This window comes from Pirellulales bacterium, from assembly GCA_035939775.1.
In the GTDB taxonomy this organism is placed as follows: Bacteria; Planctomycetota; Planctomycetia; order Pirellulales; family DATAWG01; genus DASZFO01.
Window position 1 is genome coordinate 1 of sequence record DASZFO010000360.1, and the last position, 18,467, is coordinate 18,467.

At 61.5% G+C, this 18,467-nt stretch carries 15 protein-coding genes; 5 read left to right on the forward strand and 10 right to left on the reverse strand.

The features are described from left to right. Nucleotides 1-185: 185 nt before the first annotated feature. The 3 genes from VGY55_23800 to hisF all read right to left on the reverse strand — a co-directional run bounded on the left by VGY55_23800 (nucleotide 186) and on the right by hisF (nucleotide 3,968). Nucleotides 186-1,979, reverse strand: a complete 1,794-nt coding sequence (locus VGY55_23800; protein ID HEV2973011.1) for an ATPase, T2SS/T4P/T4SS family — start codon at nucleotides 1,977-1,979, stop codon at nucleotides 186-188. Beyond that, entirely contained in the window at nucleotides 1,979-3,088 is a 1,110-nt protein-coding gene (locus VGY55_23805; GenBank protein ID HEV2973012.1) for a PilT/PilU family type 4a pilus ATPase, read from the reverse strand. Before VGY55_23805 ends, VGY55_23800 begins: the two co-directional genes overlap by 1 nt. A gap of 91 nt (nucleotides 3,089-3,179) precedes the next feature. Next, nucleotides 3,180-3,968 carry an imidazole glycerol phosphate synthase subunit HisF gene (hisF, locus tag VGY55_23810; protein HEV2973013.1) on the reverse strand — a complete coding sequence of 263 codons (789 nt, stop codon included), beginning with the start codon at nucleotides 3,966-3,968 and terminating at the stop codon, nucleotides 3,180-3,182. A 393-nt stretch (nucleotides 3,969-4,361) separates the two neighbouring features. Between hisF and VGY55_23815 the strand changes: the two genes are divergently transcribed. Next, a complete protein-coding gene (locus tag VGY55_23815; protein ID HEV2973014.1) occupies nucleotides 4,362-5,138 on the forward strand; it encodes a DUF1080 domain-containing protein in 777 nt (258 codons plus the stop codon). Between the two features lie 44 nt (nucleotides 5,139-5,182). Here the strand turns inward: VGY55_23815 and VGY55_23820 are convergent, their stop codons facing one another. The 4 genes from VGY55_23820 to VGY55_23835 all read right to left on the reverse strand — a co-directional run bounded on the left by VGY55_23820 (nucleotide 5,183) and on the right by VGY55_23835 (nucleotide 9,312). Next, nucleotides 5,183-5,956 (reverse strand): hypothetical protein, encoded by a 774-nt coding sequence (locus VGY55_23820; GenBank protein HEV2973015.1) that lies wholly within the window; start codon nucleotides 5,954-5,956, stop codon nucleotides 5,183-5,185. A gap of 240 nt (nucleotides 5,957-6,196) precedes the next feature. After that, nucleotides 6,197-7,234 (reverse strand): PIN domain-containing protein, encoded by a 1,038-nt coding sequence (locus VGY55_23825; GenBank protein ID HEV2973016.1) that lies wholly within the window; start codon nucleotides 7,232-7,234, stop codon nucleotides 6,197-6,199. 185 nt (nucleotides 7,235-7,419) lie between these two features. Next, entirely contained in the window at nucleotides 7,420-8,406 is a 987-nt protein-coding gene (locus tag VGY55_23830) for an endonuclease/exonuclease/phosphatase (GenBank protein ID HEV2973017.1), read from the reverse strand. 396 nt (nucleotides 8,407-8,802) lie between these two features. Next, complete coding sequence (locus tag VGY55_23835) at nucleotides 8,803-9,312, reverse strand: MogA/MoaB family molybdenum cofactor biosynthesis protein (protein ID HEV2973018.1); 510 nt, start codon at nucleotides 9,310-9,312, stop codon at nucleotides 8,803-8,805. 153 nt (nucleotides 9,313-9,465) lie between these two features. Between VGY55_23835 and VGY55_23840 the strand changes: the two genes are divergently transcribed. Beyond that, nucleotides 9,466-10,683: a HEAT repeat domain-containing protein gene (locus VGY55_23840; protein ID HEV2973019.1), complete on the forward strand. Its 1,218-nt coding sequence runs from the start codon at nucleotides 9,466-9,468 to the stop codon at nucleotides 10,681-10,683. A 218-nt stretch (nucleotides 10,684-10,901) separates the two neighbouring features. Next, complete coding sequence (locus VGY55_23845; GenBank protein ID HEV2973020.1) at nucleotides 10,902-12,305, forward strand: DUF1598 domain-containing protein; 1,404 nt, start codon at nucleotides 10,902-10,904, stop codon at nucleotides 12,303-12,305. A 7-nt stretch (nucleotides 12,306-12,312) separates the two neighbouring features. On the opposite strand, the gene VGY55_23850 is transcribed toward VGY55_23845, so the two are convergent. Then, the gene (locus tag VGY55_23850; GenBank protein ID HEV2973021.1) at nucleotides 12,313-14,688 is read right to left on the reverse strand and encodes an ABC transporter permease; all 2,376 of its coding nucleotides are present in this window, start codon (nucleotides 14,686-14,688) and stop codon (nucleotides 12,313-12,315) included. Nucleotides 14,689-14,764: 76 nt separating this feature from the next. After that, nucleotides 14,765-16,087, reverse strand: a complete 1,323-nt coding sequence (locus VGY55_23855; protein HEV2973022.1) for an efflux RND transporter periplasmic adaptor subunit — start codon at nucleotides 16,085-16,087, stop codon at nucleotides 14,765-14,767. A 290-nt stretch (nucleotides 16,088-16,377) separates the two neighbouring features. Between VGY55_23855 and VGY55_23860 the strand changes: the two genes are divergently transcribed. Beyond that, the gene (locus tag VGY55_23860) at nucleotides 16,378-17,205 is read left to right on the forward strand and encodes a sugar phosphate isomerase/epimerase family protein (protein HEV2973023.1); all 828 of its coding nucleotides are present in this window, start codon (nucleotides 16,378-16,380) and stop codon (nucleotides 17,203-17,205) included. Nucleotides 17,206-17,310: 105 nt separating this feature from the next. Here VGY55_23860 and VGY55_23865 read toward each other — a convergent pair whose 3' ends face one another. Next, the gene (locus tag VGY55_23865) at nucleotides 17,311-17,706 is read right to left on the reverse strand and encodes a 4Fe-4S binding protein (GenBank protein ID HEV2973024.1); all 396 of its coding nucleotides are present in this window, start codon (nucleotides 17,704-17,706) and stop codon (nucleotides 17,311-17,313) included. 297 nt (nucleotides 17,707-18,003) lie between these two features. On the opposite strand from VGY55_23865, the gene VGY55_23870 reads away from it, so the two are divergent. Next, nucleotides 18,004-18,456: a hypothetical protein gene (locus VGY55_23870; GenBank protein ID HEV2973025.1), complete on the forward strand. Its 453-nt coding sequence runs from the start codon at nucleotides 18,004-18,006 to the stop codon at nucleotides 18,454-18,456. The last annotated feature ends 11 nt before the right edge of the window (nucleotides 18,457-18,467 follow it).

Consider the following 18,467-nt stretch of genomic DNA (forward strand, 5'->3'; position numbering starts at 1 on the left):
ACAATCCTTCGCGCATCGTCATCGCCACGCATGCCGCGAAGATCACTAGCAGCACCAGATTAAACCACATGGCAATTATCTCTTTGTGCGCTTCACAAATCCGGCCGGGAGAACGGGACAGTCCCCGTTTTGCTCCGCGGACTGCGCAAAAGGGGGACAGTCCCCGCCGGATTGGTTAAGCATTTTTACCCTTTCAGCACGCGCGCCAATTCGGCATGCGACGTCGTCCCTTTCACCACCAACACGGTGCCTTCCTCTTGCAGCGTGCGCATCCCGGCCTTCCGCGCTGCGGCACGGACGGCGTCGAGCTTCGGCGTCGTTTTCAGCGCCTGCCGCACGCCATCGTCGACGACCAACAACTCGAAGACCGCGGTCCGTCCCTTGTAGCCCAACCCAAGGCATTCCGGGCATGGCGGCGGAGGCTGCTGGCCGGCGGGGGGCGGCGAAGGCGGACGATACAGCTCCGGCACCCGACCCGCCGGAATGCCGAGCTGCGCGAGCGCTTCCGGCGCAGGCGCGTAGGCCTCCTTGCAGGCCTCGCACAGCTTGCGGATCATCCGCTGATTGACGACCCCGGTCACCGCCGGGGCGAACGTCGCCGCCGGCACCTTGAGCATCAACACCCGCAAGAGCGCCTCGGCGCACTCTTTGGCGCGAATGCCGCTGATCACCAGCCGGTCCGAGCCGACCTCGTCGCACAGGAAATCGACCGTTTGGGCGTCGGCCATGTCTCGCAACACGATCACGTTCGGATAGCTGCGAACTACCTTAGTCAGCGCTGTGATTACCGTTTCGCCCGCTTTGCTATCGAAGGTGGTCACCTGCACGTTCTGGATCTCGTGCTCGCGCCGGGCAGCGTCTTCCACCGCCACCACGTCGCGCATGAACCGATCGAGCGAGCGGATCGAAGTGTCGAGCGTGGTCGTCAGCCCGCCGGCGGGCAACGCCGAAAAGAGGACAAACCCCTTCGGGCGGCCGAGCACCTCGCCGAGCTGCTCGACGACCTTATTGCGCATGCCCAACTCGTCGAAAGTCCACATGCGATCGATGGGGTCGGTCAACTGGATCACGGCGCGTTCGCCGGTTTGCACCCCTTGACTGACGATCCGGCAATTGCGCTTGGTTCCCTGATACTCGACGGCAAACGTGCCTTCCTGCTTCGCTTGCCGCTGGTTGGCGTTGAGCGCGGCGACCGTCTTGAGAACGGCAAGCATCGGGTCGCCGCCGATCCGATCGAGCGGCTCGTAGACGTGCCAGACGCCGTCGATCTGATAGCGCACGCCGACGGCCGCCTCCGTGTAGTCGAGCATGACGGCGTCGGCCCGATGCTCGATCATGTCGGCAATCAGCTCGCGCGCGACGGGAAAGCCGGGGGATTGCTTGGCCAAGAGGGAATTGGCCGTGTTCTCGCGATCGGTTTTGCCTCCTTGCCCCGTGAAATTGACCGGCGGGCCCTCTTTCTTGGCCTTCTTTTTTGCCGGATCGACTTTAACGCCGAACTGCTTGATCCGATGCTCGTACAGGTGCCGCAAATGGTCGGGCGTCAGGATCCGCTTCTCGGCGGAGACGGCCGAATTGCGAACGATGATGTACGTGGCCAGCGGCCCGACATAAGCCAAGATCAGCAGAAAGAAGCCGATCGCGAACAACGGAATCATCCACAGCAGCAAGAACGCCGCCACGAAACTGAAGAACACGACGGGATTCCAGAGCGCGTAGTTCAATCGCATCCGCTGGCAATCCTGGTTGACAAAATCGGTCGTCTTGACCCACAGCAGAAACACCAGCCAGCAGAGGATGATCTTCGGGAGGCTGAGATAGCCCCCCGCCCCGCGAGAAAACGACCCTGGCATGTTGGGCCAGTTGCCCGGCGAATCCGCCCAGGCGGTTTGCGCATTGGCCAGCACCACGAGCGCCGCAAACGGAATTGCCGTCGCTCGAGCGGTCGCGGCGCCGAGCGCCTTGCGGATGCCAGCCATCAAAGAATCCCAGGTTGCGTAACGTCGATGCCTTTGAGCGCCATTTTGAGGGCCTCGGTGTTCGGGGCGACCTCCAGGGCGACTGCGCGGTCGATCAAGTCCCGATCGACCAGGTCCTTCAAGCTGAGCGTGAAATCCTGCATCCCATCCTTGCTCGACATCCGGATCAGGTCGGAGAGCTTCTCGTCGCGGGCTTCGAGAATCAGCTTCTTGACCGACGGGCTGAAGGTCATGATCTCGACGGCAGGAACGCGTCCGACGCCCGGCTTGATCGACGGCAAGAGTTTTTGCGATACGATCGCCTTCATGTTGAACGCGATCGCGCTGCGCAGCGACGGGTGCAACTCTTGGGGAAAGAGATCGAGGATGCGGCCGATTGTCGTGGGGGCGCTCGATGCATGGATCGTGCCGAACACGAGGTGCCCCGTCTCGGCCGCCTGGATGGCCGTCAAGAACGTTTCGCGATCGCGCATCTCACCGACGACCATCACATCAGGGTCTTCGCGGACGGCGTGCTTCATCCCCAGTCCGAAATCCCTCACGTCGATGCCGATCTCGCGCTGGTTGATCAGGCATTTGTCTTCCGTGAACGTGAATTCGATCGGGTCTTCGAGCGTCAGGATGTGCTTGCGATAGTGGGCGTTGATCCAGTTGAGCATCGAGGCGATCGTGGTCGATTTGCCCGAACCGGTCACGCCGGAGAGCAAAACCATCCCCTGATCGAACTTGCACAGCTCCTCCATGATCGGCGGCAGATTGAGCTTCGCGAAATCGGGGATGAAGCGATTCACGCGCCGTGCAACCAACCCCAAATGTCCTTGCTGCTGCAAGACGTTGACGCGGAACCGCCAGGCATTGCCGTCGACGTCGATGATGTGCGCGAAATCGACGCCACCATCCTCGTCCAAGAGCTTGCGGAGACGGGTGTCGAGCATCGGCATGATCAGCCGCACGGCCTCCGCGTTGTCCAGCGGCCCGCGGTTCATCGGCCGCAGCGAGCCGTTCACCCGCACATAGGGCGGGCGATCCACTTTCAGGTGCAGGTCGCTTCCTTCGAGCTTCACCACGGCGCGGAATATCTTGTCGATATCCAATTCCTGGCGCTGCATCAGGAATCGATCTTCAACTTCGTCCGTGACGACCGCGTTATTGGCTTTGTGGGGGTTCACGTGGGCCGCTTCCTTCTTCTCTTTGAAAATCTCAGGCCGCGGTTCGGCTAGCCGTGCCGCGGACCGGGATGCCTCGCTCGTGCATGTGCCGCTTGACTTGTGCGATCGTGAATTCGCCGAAATGGAAAATGCCGGCCGCCAGCGCCGCGTCGGCGTGGCCGAGCAGAATGGCATCGGCGAAATGCTCGGGCCGGCCGGCGCCGCCGCTAGCCACCACCGGGATCGAAACGGCTCGGCTCACGGCCGCGGTGATTTCGAGATCGAAACCGTTCTTCGTGCCGTCAGCGTCCATGCTGGTGAGCACAATCTCGCCCGCCCCGAGTTGCTCGACCTCTTTCGCCCAGGCGACCGCTTCGAGTCCCGTGCCGATCCGCCCGCCGTTGATGTGAACTTCCCAGACCTCGCGGCCATCTTTGCGCACGCGCTTGGGGTCGATATTCACCACGATGCACTGGCTGCCGAACCGCCGGGCCGCTTGGCGGATGAACTCATGATCGCGGACGGCGGCCGAATTGATCGAGACTTTGTCGCTCCCGGCGTTCAGCAGGTCGCGGATATCGTCGATGGTGCGGATGCCGCCGCCGACAGTGAGCGGCATGAACACGACCTCGGCTGTGCGGCGAACCACGGCGAGCATGATCGCCCGACCTTCGTGGCTGGCCGTGATGTCGAGGAACACGAGTTCATCGGCCCCTTCGCTCTCATAGCGGGCGGCAACTTCGACCGGGTCGCCCGCGTCGCGGAGGTTGAGGAAATTCGTCCCCTTCACGACGCGGCCGCGATCGACATCCAGACAGGGAATAACGCGCTTGGCGAGCATGCAACGACCACCGGGAATCAGGGACTATGAAAAAGGGGACTGGCTCCGAGCACCCTCCGAATATCGCTCGCCAGAGCGGATCAAAGCGAGGTGCCTGTCCCCTTTTTCACAGGCCCGCTTTTTTTATGGTCCCGCAGTCCTGCGAGCACAGTCCTGACGAGACGAGACCGCCGAACTTTTCTGTCCATTCCGATCTACCGCTCGGCCGTTAATCGCCGAGCAAACCTACACTTTAAGTCCCGCCGGGCCCCCGGTCAACCCGCCCGTTTTTCTCCGTTTCGCCCGCCGGTTTTCGCCCTAGAGCTGGAAAACTAGCGAGCGCGCTCCGCAACGGGTATACTCGCGACTTGGAATCTGGCAACCCAACTACCAATTCTTTCCGGAGCGACATCGATGCCGTCATTCAGAACTCGACTTTGCACCGCCGCCGTGCTCGTTTTGTTGTTTGTGCCTTCACTCCGCGCGCTGCATGCCGACGAGGCTTCGGCCAAAGCAGGGGCGGCCGACGAGACCTCCGCGCCGAACACCCTCAGCGAGAGCGAGAAGGCGGCCGGCTGGAAGCTGCTGTTCGATGGCAAGACGACTGACGGCTGGCACACGTTCAAGCGAAAAGACGTTCTTCCCGGCTGGCAGGTCAAAGACGGCACACTGGCCTGCATCGATCCGCACAACGCCGGCGATATCTGCACCGACGGCAAGTACGACTGGTTCGAGTTGCGGCTGGAGTACAACATTTCCGAGGCGGGCAACAGCGGCATCATGTATCACGTGACCAATGCCGGCGGAGCGGTCTGGGCGACCGGGCCGGAATTTCAGCTTGAAGACAACGAGAAGGCCGCCGACCCGATCCGCTGCGGCTGGCTCTACGCTCTCTACAAACCGCCGAAGGATCCGACGACTGGCAAGACGCTCGATGCGACCAAACCGGTCGGCCAGTGGAACCAGGTCCGGCTTGTCCTCAGCCCCGAGAAATGCGAGCACTACATCAACGGGGTGAAGTATTTCGAATACGTGCTGGGGAGCGACGATTTCAAAGCCCGCGTGGCCAAAAGCAAATTCGCGAGCATGCCGAACTTCGCCAAGGCTGACACGGGCTACCTTGCCCTGCAAGGGGACCACGGGCAAGTGGCGTTCCGCAATATCAAGCTCTTGCCTATTGCGGCGAAGTGAAGAGTGGGAGGTCGCAAGCGGGGTGACGAGAGCGTTGCTCTTCGTTAGCCGCGGTCGGCCAAGCGCTCGAGTCGCGATTCTTTGGCCAATACGGCCTTGCGTAAGCGGTGGATGAAAACTGCTTGGACCAGCTCGAACGTCAACCAGAGGATCAGCTCAACGCGAATACCGGTCGTATCGGTGGCGAGGTCGAACTTTGGCTTTCCGAACAACGGTTCCCTCTGCCAGAAACTGAATCCGCTTATGGCGACGCAGACGGCGCAAAACGCCAGGAGCCTCGATGACCAAACAATCAATGCGCGGCGCCGAACGTAGAGCGACAACCGTTGGTTGTAAACGATGAATGCTAGCGCCCCGGCCGATGCAGCTAGGTACCGGGCGAGCCCGAGTCGTGGTGCCCACTCGTGAATAATCAGCAGACGCAAGAATACGGAATTGAGTGATACGAGGATCTCTAGCGCCAACGCGATGGCCGCGGCCGCCACTGCGATTCGTAGCGGCCATTTGGTTCGGACTTCTTCGGGCGTGGCAAGACACGCCATGACTCCCACCAATTTGATTAGCCTGCCAACAAGCAGGAGCAGCGCGGTCAAAACAAAAATCTCGAATCTGAAATCCGCATTCTTCCAAATATCGGACGCCGCCGACACCACGAACACCGTGTCCCCAACAATCATTGCGACGAGGCCGAACACGACCAGCCGCAGCCCGAACGCAACGCGCGCGAGCGAGCCGGGATTCATCGCGATCGATGGCTCGGCATTCACCGGCCGATCGGTTGAAGTGGGCGAGGCGTAAGGATTCGAAGGGGCATTCATGCTTCACGGCCTATCGCGATCTCCCTTTGAAACCCTTCACGCCTTGGCACTCTCAATCCTCAAAAACCGATCCGCCTTCGGCGCCATCATCCTTGTGCGCCGGTCAGGATCGCCGTGCGAGTATTTGCCAACAGGATGAGATAGCGAATGAATGTTACCAGAGTTACGACGACGGCAATCGGCGGCTAAGCCGCAAGCGGACGTTTCCGAGCCAGACTTCCGAGCCCCGAGCCCCGCTCCTCACGCTTTCGCCGGGCCGTCGCAGCGGCCGAAGACCATCCGGCCGGCGCTGGTTTGCAGGACGCTCGTGACAGCGATCCGCACGCTGCGGTTGATGTGCTCGCGGCCCCCTTCGACGACGATCATCGTGCCGTCGTCCAAGTAGCCCACCCCTTGCCCGACCGATTCCCCCGGCTTGACGATCTTGACCTCGACCAATTCGCCGGGCAAGAAAACCGGCTTGAGCGCGTTGGCCAAATCGTTGAGATTCACCACGCCGACGCCGTGGAGCTTGGCCACTTTGTTGAGATTGTAGTCGTTCGTGACCACGCGGCCATTCAGATGTTTGGCCAACAGGACCAGCTTCAGATCGACCGCCTGGCCGCTGAACTCGGGCAATTCGCGGTCGAAGATCGTCAGCTCGACGCGCTTGTTTGACCGGAGGCGATTGAGCACATCCAGCCCGCGGCGGCCGCGGCTACGGCGGAGCTTGTCGCCGCTGTCGGCGATGTTTTGCAGCTCGCTGATGACGAATTGGGGCATGATGAGTTCATTGTCGATCAGATCGGTCTCGACGACGTCGGCGATCCGGCCGTCGATCACCACGCTGGTGTCGAGCACGTATGGCGCCCGCCCTTTTACCTCCTTGGCGAACTCGACGTAGGGGATGATAAAGCGGAAGTCGTTCTTGGTCTGAATCAGAAGGCTGATGCAGGTGTAACAGAGCACGGTCCCCATCGAGAGGAAGATCAGGTCGACGATCTCCTTGCTCGGAATCGTGGCCAGGAGCGGATTGAGCGCCAGCCGCAGCACATAGGTGAGAAATAGGCCAACGATCAGGCCAAAGTAAACTGCCGAGATCGTATCGAGCTGCTTTCGCGGCAAGAGCGCATCGGCGGCTATCACCAGCCCCGCCAAGAGGATACAGCCCACGATCACCAACCAGGGGATCCAAATCGGCTGCTCGGGCAACACCTTGGAATTAATTAGCACAACGCCCAAGCTGACCGCCACCAAGACAAAGATCGAGCGCACGACGAAAAGAGCAACATTCGACATTTGCAGTCACCGCACGAAAACCAAATGAATAATACCGCTAATAGGATCATTTCATTCTAACACAATCGGGCTGGGTTAATAATGACCCTTGTCGCACGACGAGTCGCAAAACGATGTCGAAGATGCGCCGCGGCGAGGCGAATGTCCGAAGGACGAGTCGCGGGCAAAGGTTTCAAACGGCATCGCTACCGCGATTCGGGCCGAGTCGCCAGGCGTCCGGGCTGCCCGCCCTCGTAGATACTAAACTCAGCCCAGATCGGCAGATGGTCGGAGACTTGCAGGGCTTGGGGCATGGTGAGACTGCACTCATGCATCAGATCGAGCACCCCCGCTCGGCCGGTGAATTCGATCGTGGCCTCGCGATTGAAGAGGATGTTGTCAACCATTTTCGTGCCCCGCGTGTTCGTGGGGGCCGCGGTGAGCGCCGAGGTCATGTTCGGCAGTTGGCCCAGCAGGCCGAGCCGCCGATCGTCGGCGCCGAGATTGCCCAAGAGAATAATGTCGTCCTCGCCGAGGCCGTTGTTGCGGACCGCGCGATAGACGTCCGCAAGAGCATCGAGTTCGCTGCTGGCCCGCTGAGCGTCGACGTGTACATTGACCAGCGCGAAGGTGAATGCGTCTTTTGGCTCCGGACCGCGGACGCGGAACGTCGCCACCAGCGGATCGCGGCGCAACAGCCGCGCGGGATCATCGACCGTGTACATCGTGCTTCGATCCACCTCGACACTGGCGGCGTCTAAGATGAAGGCAAGCTGCTCGGGCGCGGCATCGCCCCCCGATCGCGGACCAATGACATAGTCGAAGTGCCGGCCGTTGTAGTTGAGCTGCTCGATCACCACCGCCATCAGATCGTCGCGCGGAGTGGAGATGCCCTGGATGGCGATCACATCGAAACGACGGACCACGTCGAGCACGGTTTTCATGACCTCCGGCCGGCCGAGCTTCGCAGCGTCAAACTTCTGAACGTCGAACGAAGCGATGCGGATCGTCTGCGTTGGTCGTTGCGGGGGGGACGCGGCGTCGGCTACCGTATTCTCGAACGCCGTCGAATCGGCGACCGTGCCGCGCGGCTTGAGCGACACCCGATCGATCCCGTCGATCCGGTATTTCTGGAAGAAGAACCAACTCCCGCCGGCGCCGGCCAAGAGCAGCAATATGAACAGCCTTCGCATGAACCTCTCCGTGGGTTTTCGACGCGGACTTATGTCGAACGCTGGTCAGCGTCCGCGCCGACGCTGGCAGCGTCGGCCACGTTCCAAGGAACGGACTCGCCCCAAAGCCAATTCCGGCAAGCTGGGCGGAATAGAATAGCCCGATCGCGATAACCGCTCCAGGTCAGTTAGGAACGGGAAGATCGAAAGAACGAAGGTTTTTTATGAGGAGGCCAGGAAGACAGGAGTAGGAGCCGGAAATGAATGGGAATAAACGCAAATTGAGATATGGTGAGATCGATTCGTTGGCGAGGTACTCGACTCCACTCATAATTCGCGTACATTCCCGTTCATTTCCGGCCATTCCAACTCCCTCTTCCTCCTGCCTTCCTGGTCTCCTCATAGAAACTGCTTTCTTCATTTCCGGGCTTCGCGGACAAGATGGCCGAGTTCCGGGAGAATCAGCTTTTCCATAGCGAGTTGGACGGCCGCCGGGGAGCCGGGCATGGTGAGCAGGATTTTGCCGGCCATCAGGCCGCCGATCGCCCGGCTGAGCATCGCCGCGGCGCCGACCTGCTCGAAACTGAGCATGCGGAATAATTCGCCGTAGCCGGGGAGAATCTTGGATAGCAGGCCGCTGACGGTCTCGAAGGTTTGGTCGCGGCTGCCGATCCCCGTGCCCCCGGTCATCAGAATGGCATCCAGGTCCGCCTGCCCGCCGAGCTTCGCCAGCAGCGCTCGCATCGTTGCCGGCTCGTCGGGAATGATCTCGCGGGCGGCGACGTCGTGGCCGGCCGCGGCGAGCAGTTCGGCAATCAGCAATCCCCCCCTGTCAGTGGCAAGCGTCCGCGTGTCGCTCACGGTAATCACGGCGCAGCGGACGCGCCTCGGCGCCTCGGCCCGATGTTCTTGTGTGGATTGGCTCATGGACTTGCCGACAAACCGCGGAATGGTTGATTGCCCGTCAGCGATTGGCGAACTTATACTATGAATACGGCGGTCGTTTAACCTGGAGCGCCGCAGGCACGATCGTAAACGAGCACCTGTCGCGGAACAATACCCGGGGCCGGAGAGAGTTCGATGAAACGAATCTTCGCAGCCCTCATCGCCGGCGCGGCACTCGCGGCAAGCGGCTCGATTCTCATCGATGCTCGCGCGGCGCGGGCCGACATCTTCGTGCTCACCAGCGACGGCCAAATCCAAGGGGAGGCCGTCAACTCGCCCGACACTCCGAAAGACAAGACCGTGATCCGCACCCTGGCAGGCGGGGAGATCACGCTCGAAAAGAAGCAGATCAGGCAGATCATTCCGCAAAGCGCAGCCGAATTGGAATACGAAAAGATTCGGCCGACCTATCCCGACACGGTTGAAGGGCAATGGCAATTGGCCGAATGGTGCCGCGATCATTCGCTCTCGAAGCAGCGGCAAGTTCATCTCGAGCGCGTCATCGCCTTGGACGCCGGTCACAAACAGGCTCGGGCCGTGCTCGGCTATTCGATGATCGACGGGCACTGGATTCGTCGCGACGATTTGATGAAGGAGCGCGGCTACGTGCTCTACAAGGGGAAATGGGAATTGCCGCAACAGGTCGAAATCGATGAACAGAGGCGAAAGGAAGACGCGGCCCAGCGCGATTGGTTCGCGACACTCAAGCGCTGGCGGGCACGCCTGGACGCTGACGAGCTTCACGAAAAGCTGCTCGCCACGACCGATCCGACCGCGATCCCGGCGATCTCGCTGATGCTCAAGAACGAACCGGTGCAGAAGATCAAAATCTACCTGATCGAATCGCTCATCCATCTTGGCACTACCGGCGCGCTCAAAACCGCGGTCAGTCTCACGCTCGACGATCCGGACGAAGAGGTGCGGTGGTCCGCGCTCGACCTCCTAGCGGCAACGAAACATCCCGAACTCACATCAATCTATATTGGGGCACTCCGCAGCTCGGACAACACGCGGGTGAATCGAGCGGCGTACTGTCTGGGAAAGCTTGGCGACAAGTCAGCCGTCCTCGCGCTCATCGACGCCCTGCAAACTCGACACAAGACCGTCGAGGGCAACGGCCCGCCGGGCCAGATGTCCACGACGTTCGGCAGCGGGCCGGGCGGTAGTATCGGCGGCCTGTCCATCAACGGCGGCACCCAGAAGGAGATCAAGGTCTGGTTGCAGAACCCGGAAGTTCTCAAGGCGCTCGACGCGTTGACGAACGCGGATTTCCAGTACAATCAGGCGGCCTGGAAAAGCTGGTACGCCAGCCAGAAGAAACCGGTGAACGTCGACGCCCGACGCGGCGAGTGAACGCGCCGCGGAACGCCCCGCCGCGGCGGATGCCGTTCCGAATCCGCTGGATTTCGGCCTCGGTTTTGTTGCTTTACGACGCCGGGCAAATTACCATCAATGAAGGAAGGGCTGGCAATCGGCTGCCCCGTGGCGTCGCCCATGCGCCAATTCGAGGCGGTGGCCGCGAAGAAAAGCCGGAGCAGATTTCTCACCTTTGATGCAGGAGTCAGTGAATCATGCGTGTCACGCCTCGGAACAATCGCCGAATTCTGGCCCTGGCCGTTGCCGGCTTGCTGACCGCGTGGCTGCCGTTGGCCAGCCGCTCGCCAGCGCAGATCATCAACCAAGCGCCGCTGGTCGCCGGTGTCTCCGTGGATGCCAACGGCGTGCTGAAGATGAACGTCAAAGCCGATCCGACGGGGCAATTGAGCAAGCTGCGACGAGAGCAGGCTCGCGGGGCGCTCGATTCCAAGGTCGCCACGCCGAGCAAGCTCCGTAAGGTCTCAATCAATCGGCTGGAAGAAGCGGTTAAGAATCAGATCGCGGCCGGCAAACGGCCAACCGAGGAGATGATGTTTCTGGCGGGGCTCACCCGCGTGCAATACGTCTTTTGCTATCCCGACTCGAAAGACATCGTCCTTGCCGGACCCGCTGAGGGCTGGGGCCGCGATCTGACGGACCGCGTCGTTGGCATCCAAACGGGCCGGCCCGTCATCGAGCTGCAAGACTTGATCGTCGCCTTGCGTTTGTTTCCGCCGGGAGGCCGCGCCACGCCGCTGATCGGTTGCTCGATCGATCCGACGAAAGAGGGCTTGGCGCGGCTGCAGGACTACATTCACCGCGCGCCGCCGAACGGCTCCGGGCCCGACACCGAGCGGTTCGTGGCCGGGATGAAAGAGACCCTGGGTCTGCAAAACGTGACCGTCAACGGCGTCCCTTCGGACACGCACTTCGCTCACGTGCTGGTCGAGGCCGATTATCGAATGAAGCTGATCGGCATCGGCCTGGAACGGCCGCCGATCAGTCTCAAGAGCTACGTCGATCGAGCCAACCCGAACATGGTCAGCCGCAACGCGCTCGAGCGGTGGTACTTCGTGCCGGATTATCAATGCGTGCGGGTCAGCGACGACGACTTGGCGATGCAGCTCGTGGGGGAAGGGGTCAAGCTGGTCGGCGCGGATGAATTGGTCGGGGCCAACGGCGAGCGCCAGCAGACCTCGGGCCGGGGGAATCCGGCGGCCAAGGCATTTGCCGATGAGTTCACGAAGAAGTACCCTCAGCTTTCCGCCGCGCTACCGATCTATGCCCAGTTGCGAAATCTGATCGACTTGTCGGTCGTGGCAGCCTTCATGCAGCAGCGCGACTTTTTCAGCAAGGCCGAATGGCGAATGGAGGGCTTCGGCAACGAAGCCACGATGCCGGTCAAGACGGAGAACGCCCCGAAGCAAGTGGAAACGGCCGTCAATGCCGTCTGGCGCGGCTCGCACTTGATGACGCCAATCGGCGGCGGGGTACACATCAGCCCACACGAGGCGATTTCGACCTCGAATTTGCTGCCGGACGACGGCGGCAAAGTGAGCCAGGCCCGCGACAAGGTTGAAATGAAGAACTTGTCGCCGGGGCAGTGGTGGTGGGATTAGGCCGCCGCTACTCGTATCGCAGGGCCTCGATCGGATCGAGTCGCGAGGCTTTCCAGGCCGGATAGAAGCCGAACACCAGGCCGACGGTGAACGAGACCGCGACCGCGGCGATGTTCACGGGTAGCCAGAATTCCGTCGGCAGGTGCCCGAATCGGTGCGCCAAGAGCGAAAACACCCGAGCCAGCGCGATGCCGACCGCCCCGCCGAACAAGCAGATGATGACTGCCTCGGTGATGAACTGCCAGAGAATGTCGCGCGGCCGAGCGCCAACCGCCATCCGCAGGCCGATCTCACGGGTCCGCTCGGTCACGGACACGAGCATGATATTCATGATTCCCACTCCTCCGACGATCAGCGATCCCGTCGCGACGACCAACAAAAAGATCGTCATCGTCGTGGTGAGCTGCATCAGCGTGTTGCTCACCTCGGTCATGTCGCGGATGCTGAAGTCGTCGGGATCAGTCGACTTGATCCGATGCCGCTCGTGCAGCAGGGCCGTAATCTGATCGATGGCCGTCGGAATCTCCTCGGGCGACCGGGCCTGAGCCATGACCTGATCGACGTTGGCGAAGCGGATCGGCTGCGGCGTGTCGGCGGTCTCCGTGGCGGACATGGCCGGATACAGCGCCGTGGCCCCGCTCGGATAGAGCTGATTGAGGCTGTTGACGGCCGTCGACGTCGAACCGGAATTCGCTTGCGCGGCCGAGGCGCTTTGATTCACATTGCCGAGCGACGAGCCGCTGACACGGTATTTGATCGTCGTCCAGGGGGCGAGCACAAAGTCATCCTGGTCCATGCCGAACGTGTTGGCCCCCTTGCGACTGAGCACGCCGACCACGCGGAATGTGACGTTCTGCATCCGCACGTCCTTGCCGACCGGCGATTCATCGCCGAACAAGTTCTTCACCACCGTTTGGCCAAGCAGACAGACCGCGGCGCTGTTGCGGACGTCGCGATCGGTGAACGTCGCTCCTTGGGCCAGGTTTTCCCAGTCGCGGATTTTGAGGAACTCCCCTGTGCTGCCGTTGATGTTCATCGGCACCCAGTTGTGGTTGCCGTAGACGACCTGGCAACGGGCACGAACCACCGGGGCCACTGCCGAGACGGCGGGGCATTCGCGTTCGATCGCGTCGGAGTCTTGGGGCGTAAGCGTCATGCCGCTGCCGCCGCCAAAGCTGACGCCGCCGCTCGTGGCGGTGCCCGGCATGATCAGCAGCAAGTTGGCCCCCATGCTGGCCATCGATTGCTTCATCGCCGCCGCCGAACCTTGGCCGATCTCGACCACCGCGATCACGATCGTGATTCCGATGATGATCCCGAGCGCCGTCAGCGCGGAGCGAAAAATGCTTCGCCACAAGGCGATCAACGCCGTAGTGAGCGTTCGCGGCACCAGCCGAACCGCGCCGCCGGTTTTCGGCAGAACGGATCGCCGAACGACCGGTGAGGCTAAAGCCAGTTCCGCCACGGGTTCCGCCAAGACGGCCGTGCTCGGCTGTGATGGCGCGGCCAAATGCGGCGCGGGTTCATACCCCCCCACCGTCGCCGCGGCAGGCGCGGCTGCCAGTTCAGCCGCGTACACCGGATGACCATTGCCCACTTCAGGGCCATGTCCCGCGGCCCCATTACCGTGAGCGGCGCCGTTGCCATTTGCCGAACCATTGCCGCTGGGGACATCTTCGGCCAATTCGTGACCCGCCGCTGCCGGCTGATGGGCGATCAATCCGTCCTTAATGAAGATGATCCGATCGGCATGCCGGGCAACGTTCATATCGTGAGTAACGAGGATCACGGTGATTCCCTGCTCCCGATTGAGCCGCCGGAACATTTCGAGGATTTCGACGCTCGTTTTGGAGTCCAGGTTGCCGGTGGGCTCGTCGGCCAGCAGGATCGGCGGGTGATTCACCAGCGACCGCGAAATGGCCACGCGCTGCTGCTGCCCGCCGGAGAGCTGCGAGGGTTCGTGATCGTGCCGGTCGCCGAGACCAACCTCGCCCAGCAGCTCGATGGCCCGCTCGCGCTCATGGCGGTTCGACATCGAATGGACCGAGTAGGTCAAGGGCATCCGCACGTTTTCGAGGGCGCTGGTTCGGGCCAGCAGGTTGAAGCTCTGAAAGACGAACCCGACGTTGCGATTTCGGACCTGGGCCCGCTTGTCGGACGAAAGCTGCGAGACCTCTTGGCCCCCCAGCCAGTAGTGCCCCGACGTGGGGCGGTCGAGCAGACCGAGGATGTTCATCAAGGTCGATTTGCCGGACCCCGAGGCCCCCATCAGCGCGACCATCTCGCCTTGCTTGATGACGAGCGAGACCCCCTTGAGCACGGGCACGTCGACCTCGCCCAGGAAGTAGGTCTTATACAGATTCTCGATGCGGATGAGTTCCATGGTGGGATGACCGGTGAGGCCGAGGACGCGCGGGGCCGATGTTGGGCCAGCCCCGCGCGCCGGGTGGTGTGATTGCTTATCCCTTTTTGCCGCCGCCGAATTTCGGAGCAAACGGGTTGACGTCCGCCGTGGCGGCGGCGTCGTTGTGCGCTTCGCCGGTCACAACTTCGTCCCCTTCTTTAACGTCGCCCGAAGTGATTTCCGTCGTGACGCCGTCCGAGGCGCCGATCTTCACCGGCACCGGGCGAACGAATTCTCCGTCGCTGACCCACAGCGTCCCGCGTTCGCGGCGATTTTTCTCCGCCTTCGGGTCGGGGGCCTTGGTCGTACCGCCGGCGGGCGCGGGTTGCGCAGCCTGGTTGCGGGGCTTCATTTTCGCCGCAAACGCGTCGCGGTCTTCGGGACGAACCTGCTGCAACTGCGTCGGCCGCCACCGCAGGGCGATGTTCGGCGCCATCAGCACGTCGTCGTGCTTGCCGGCATTGAATTGCACGTTGGCGGTCTGATAGGGGAGCAGTTTGCCGTCGGAATTGTCGACTGTGATGACGACCGTGTACGTCACGACGTTCTGCGTCATCTGGGCGTTGAGTCGCTGTTGCGTCACCTTTCCCTTGAAGGTCCGATCGGGGTAGGCGTCGACGGTGAATTGCACGTCCTGATCGGGATAAATCTGGCCGATGTCGGCCTCGTTGACGCTGGCCCAAATTTGCATCCGCTTCAAATCGCGGGCGATGAGAAACAAGCTCGGCGTGTTGAGGCTTGCAACAACCGTCTGCCCGACGTTCACGCGGCGGTCGATGATCGTGCCTTTGACGGGAGACTTGATGACCGTGTAAGCAAAGTTGATGTTCGTCTGATCCAACGCGGCCTGGGATTGGCTGACCTCGGCATTTGCGAGCGCGAGGGAGGCGACGGCCAGTTTCTGGTTCGCGACTGCGGCATCGTAATCGCTCTGGCTAATCGCCCTCTTTGGCAATTCTGCTTTGGCCCGTTCTAAATCGGCGTTGGTTTGGTCGATCTTGGCCTGTGCCGAGAGCACATCAGCCTGAGCGTGCTGCAGATTCGCTTTCGCGGCGTCCACTTGGGTTTGATACAGTCTCTGATCGATGTGCGCGAGCACCGTATCCTCCTCGACGCGCGAATTGTAATCGATCGGTTTATCCGGATGGTCGAGGTCCTTGCCGAAATCCGTGATCAATCCGGCGACCTGGGCCCCCACGTCGACGACTTCTTCCGGCTCGAGCGTGCCCGTCGAGCGGATGACGAGATCGAGATTTCCGCGCTCGATCTTCGCGGTGGCGAAGCCGGCTTGCGGCGAGCCCCCGTACGCATGGTAGAGATACAATCCGCCACCGGCCGTCAGGGCTAGAAAAATCAATAAATAGAGTCCGGTTTTCATGGGTCAACTTCTTGGATTATGATGAGCGGGTTCGGAACGGTGCTGCTTCCAGATACGGCCTGGATCCGAAATTCGTTCAGCCCTGCATTATATACGGTTTTTGCTTTTCCACCCTATAGAAACCACGGCGATCAATCAGGGTTTCTCGGAAAATGGGTTCCGTCGCAAGTTTTTTCTTGTTCATGGCTTAGGGCGATGGGCCGGCAACCGCTCGGCGCGAATCCCAAGCCATTCAACCATAAGATTGCCATTGCTCGCTTCGAGCGGACAGAAATCTTAGAATCCTTTCCATGAAATTCGCGATCTGCAACGAGACGTTTCTCGACTGGCCGCTCGAGCGGGCACTCCGTTTCGCCGCCGAATGCGGGTACACCGGGATCGAGTTTGCACCGTTCACGCTCGGGCCATCGGCCGGCGAGATTTCGCCAGCACGGCGCGCGGAGGTGGCTCGATTGGCGCGCGGAGCGGGGTTGGAAACGGTTGGCCTGCATTGGCTCTTGGCCAGGACCCAAGGATTGCACCTTACCTCTCCGGACGCGAGCGTTCGCCGTCGCACCGCGGACTATCTGGCCGATCTAGCGCGCCTCTGCCGCGATCTCGACGGCTCGATCCTGGTGCTAGGCTCGCCGCAACAGCGCAATCTCGCGCCGGGGATCTCATCTGCCGACGGCATGCGCTACGCCGCCGAGGTGATACAAGCGGCGCTGCCCGCGCTCGAAGCGACCAACGTCGTGTTGGCGATCGAACCGCTGGGACCGGCGGAAGGAGATTTCTTGCTCACTGCCGCCGAAGGGACTCGGCTCGTCGAAATGGTCGGCTCGCCGCATTGCCGCCTGCACCTGGATTGCAAGGCGATGTCGAGCGAAGCGACGCCGAGCACGGACTTGATTCGCCGGCATCGCGAGCAACTCGTGCATTTCCATGCCAACGATCCCAATCGGCAGGGACCGGGCTTCGGCGAACTGAAATTCGAGCCGATTCTGTCCGCCCTCGAAGAAACCGGCTATCGCGGTTGGGTCTCCGTCGAGGTATTCGACTACAGCCCCGGCGTCGAACAACTCGCGCGGCGAAGCGTCGAATACCTGCGCGCGTGCCTCGCGCGAATCGCCCAGACGTAGCGGAATTCACCAGAATTCCGGGGATGTAAGCGAGCGAGCGACACTGAATTCTGGCGAATTCAGCTACGCGTAGGTTCAGCGGCGGGCATGCGCCGGAAAAGCCGCTCAACCCGTGCTGGCCTTCAGCTCAGCCAGATGCTGGGCTGTACCCACCAGCCGGTCCCAGTTGTCGTAGATATATTGCGGCGGGCCGCCGATTTGGGCCACTGTCTGGGCGACCAGTTCCGTAGGGACCATTTCAATCGCGTCCCACGGGCAGACGGTCAACTCATAGGGATTGCTCTTCTTCTGCGGGATATGCACGCAAACTTCGCACCCCACACAGCGCTCCAGGTCGATCTCGCACCAGCTCTGCATCCCCGGCATATTGCCGAACTGCTGGATTTTCACGATGCAATCGACCGGGCAGACTTCGAGGCAGGCCTCGCAACCGGTGCAGTTGTCGGCATTGATTACGGCAAGTTCTTTGGGAAGCTTCTTGCGCGGGCCCTGTTTGGCCATCTTCTTGTTCCTCTAGTTCGCCTGAAAAAGCGGCCTACGCAATCATAGTGAGCAATCGGCCGTTCGCCAATCGCCAATTCAGGCAGAACCGCCGGGGACTGTCCCCTTTTGTGGAGTCTTCGAAACAAAAGGGGACTGTCCCCCTCCCCGCAGGCGGTTCTCGGCGGCGTAAATCTCCCCTTGACGAGTGGCTGCGGCCTGCCGTAAAGTCCGCCCATTCTTGGGCGTCGCTCCCGAGTAAGAGCGGGACGATGTCGTGCCCCCACCCGTATTGGCCATCACCCTCCGGAGCAAGCCATGATCCAGGTCCTCAACCGCATCGCCAGACGTTTTGCTCTTCGTAGAAGGTGGCTTTTCGCCGCGGCGCTCGTGGCGGTCGGCTGTATCGCGGGCATCGCGTCCAATCGAGCCGCCGCACAAGCTCCATTTCCGGCCCCGGTGCAGACCGACGTGCCGCGCGTTGTCGGCCGCTGGAGCGGGAAGACTGAAGACGATGGCATCCTTACTCTGGTCGTCTTTCCCGCGCCGGGCAGGCAGCTTGTGTACGAATTCAGCGGCGGATCCAAGGAGCATGCCGACGGCACCTTCACCCTCCGCGGCGCCAACGAGCTGGACTTCACCCCGAAAGGCGAAAAGGAAGCCGAGAAGTGGACTTACTCGTTCGACGAAAACGGCAAGCTCCATCTTAAGATGGAAGAAGAGAAGCCAGAGGACGAGGAAGAGTATGTCCTGAGCCGGGCCGGGCAGTGAAAAGGGCGCGA

What these genes read in the sequence shown, in the direction of transcription:
- VGY55_23800 (HEV2973011.1), bottom strand. Translation starts at nt 1,979, where the DNA reads ATGGCTGGCATCCGCAAGGCGCTCGGCGCCGCGACCGCTCGAGCGACG.
- VGY55_23805 (HEV2973012.1), bottom strand. Translation starts at nt 3,088, where the DNA reads ATGCAGCGCCAGGAATTGGATATCGACAAGATATTCCGCGCCGTGGTG.
- hisF (HEV2973013.1), bottom strand. Translation starts at nt 3,968, where the DNA reads ATGCTCGCCAAGCGCGTTATTCCCTGTCTGGATGTCGATCGCGGCCGC.
- VGY55_23815 (HEV2973014.1), top strand. Translation starts at nt 4,362, where the DNA reads ATGCCGTCATTCAGAACTCGACTTTGCACCGCCGCCGTGCTCGTTTTG.
- VGY55_23820 (HEV2973015.1), bottom strand. Translation starts at nt 5,956, where the DNA reads ATGAATGCCCCTTCGAATCCTTACGCCTCGCCCACTTCAACCGATCGG.
- VGY55_23825 (HEV2973016.1), bottom strand. Translation starts at nt 7,234, where the DNA reads ATGTCGAATGTTGCTCTTTTCGTCGTGCGCTCGATCTTTGTCTTGGTG.
- VGY55_23830 (HEV2973017.1), bottom strand. Translation starts at nt 8,406, where the DNA reads ATGCGAAGGCTGTTCATATTGCTGCTCTTGGCCGGCGCCGGCGGGAGT.
- VGY55_23835 (HEV2973018.1), bottom strand. Translation starts at nt 9,312, where the DNA reads ATGAGCCAATCCACACAAGAACATCGGGCCGAGGCGCCGAGGCGCGTC.
- VGY55_23840 (HEV2973019.1), top strand. Translation starts at nt 9,466, where the DNA reads ATGAAACGAATCTTCGCAGCCCTCATCGCCGGCGCGGCACTCGCGGCA.
- VGY55_23845 (HEV2973020.1), top strand. Translation starts at nt 10,902, where the DNA reads ATGCGTGTCACGCCTCGGAACAATCGCCGAATTCTGGCCCTGGCCGTT.
- VGY55_23850 (HEV2973021.1), bottom strand. Translation starts at nt 14,688, where the DNA reads ATGGAACTCATCCGCATCGAGAATCTGTATAAGACCTACTTCCTGGGC.
- VGY55_23855 (HEV2973022.1), bottom strand. Translation starts at nt 16,087, where the DNA reads ATGAAAACCGGACTCTATTTATTGATTTTTCTAGCCCTGACGGCCGGT.
- VGY55_23860 (HEV2973023.1), top strand. Translation starts at nt 16,378, where the DNA reads ATGAAATTCGCGATCTGCAACGAGACGTTTCTCGACTGGCCGCTCGAG.
- VGY55_23865 (HEV2973024.1), bottom strand. Translation starts at nt 17,706, where the DNA reads ATGGCCAAACAGGGCCCGCGCAAGAAGCTTCCCAAAGAACTTGCCGTA.
- VGY55_23870 (HEV2973025.1), top strand. Translation starts at nt 18,004, where the DNA reads ATGATCCAGGTCCTCAACCGCATCGCCAGACGTTTTGCTCTTCGTAGA.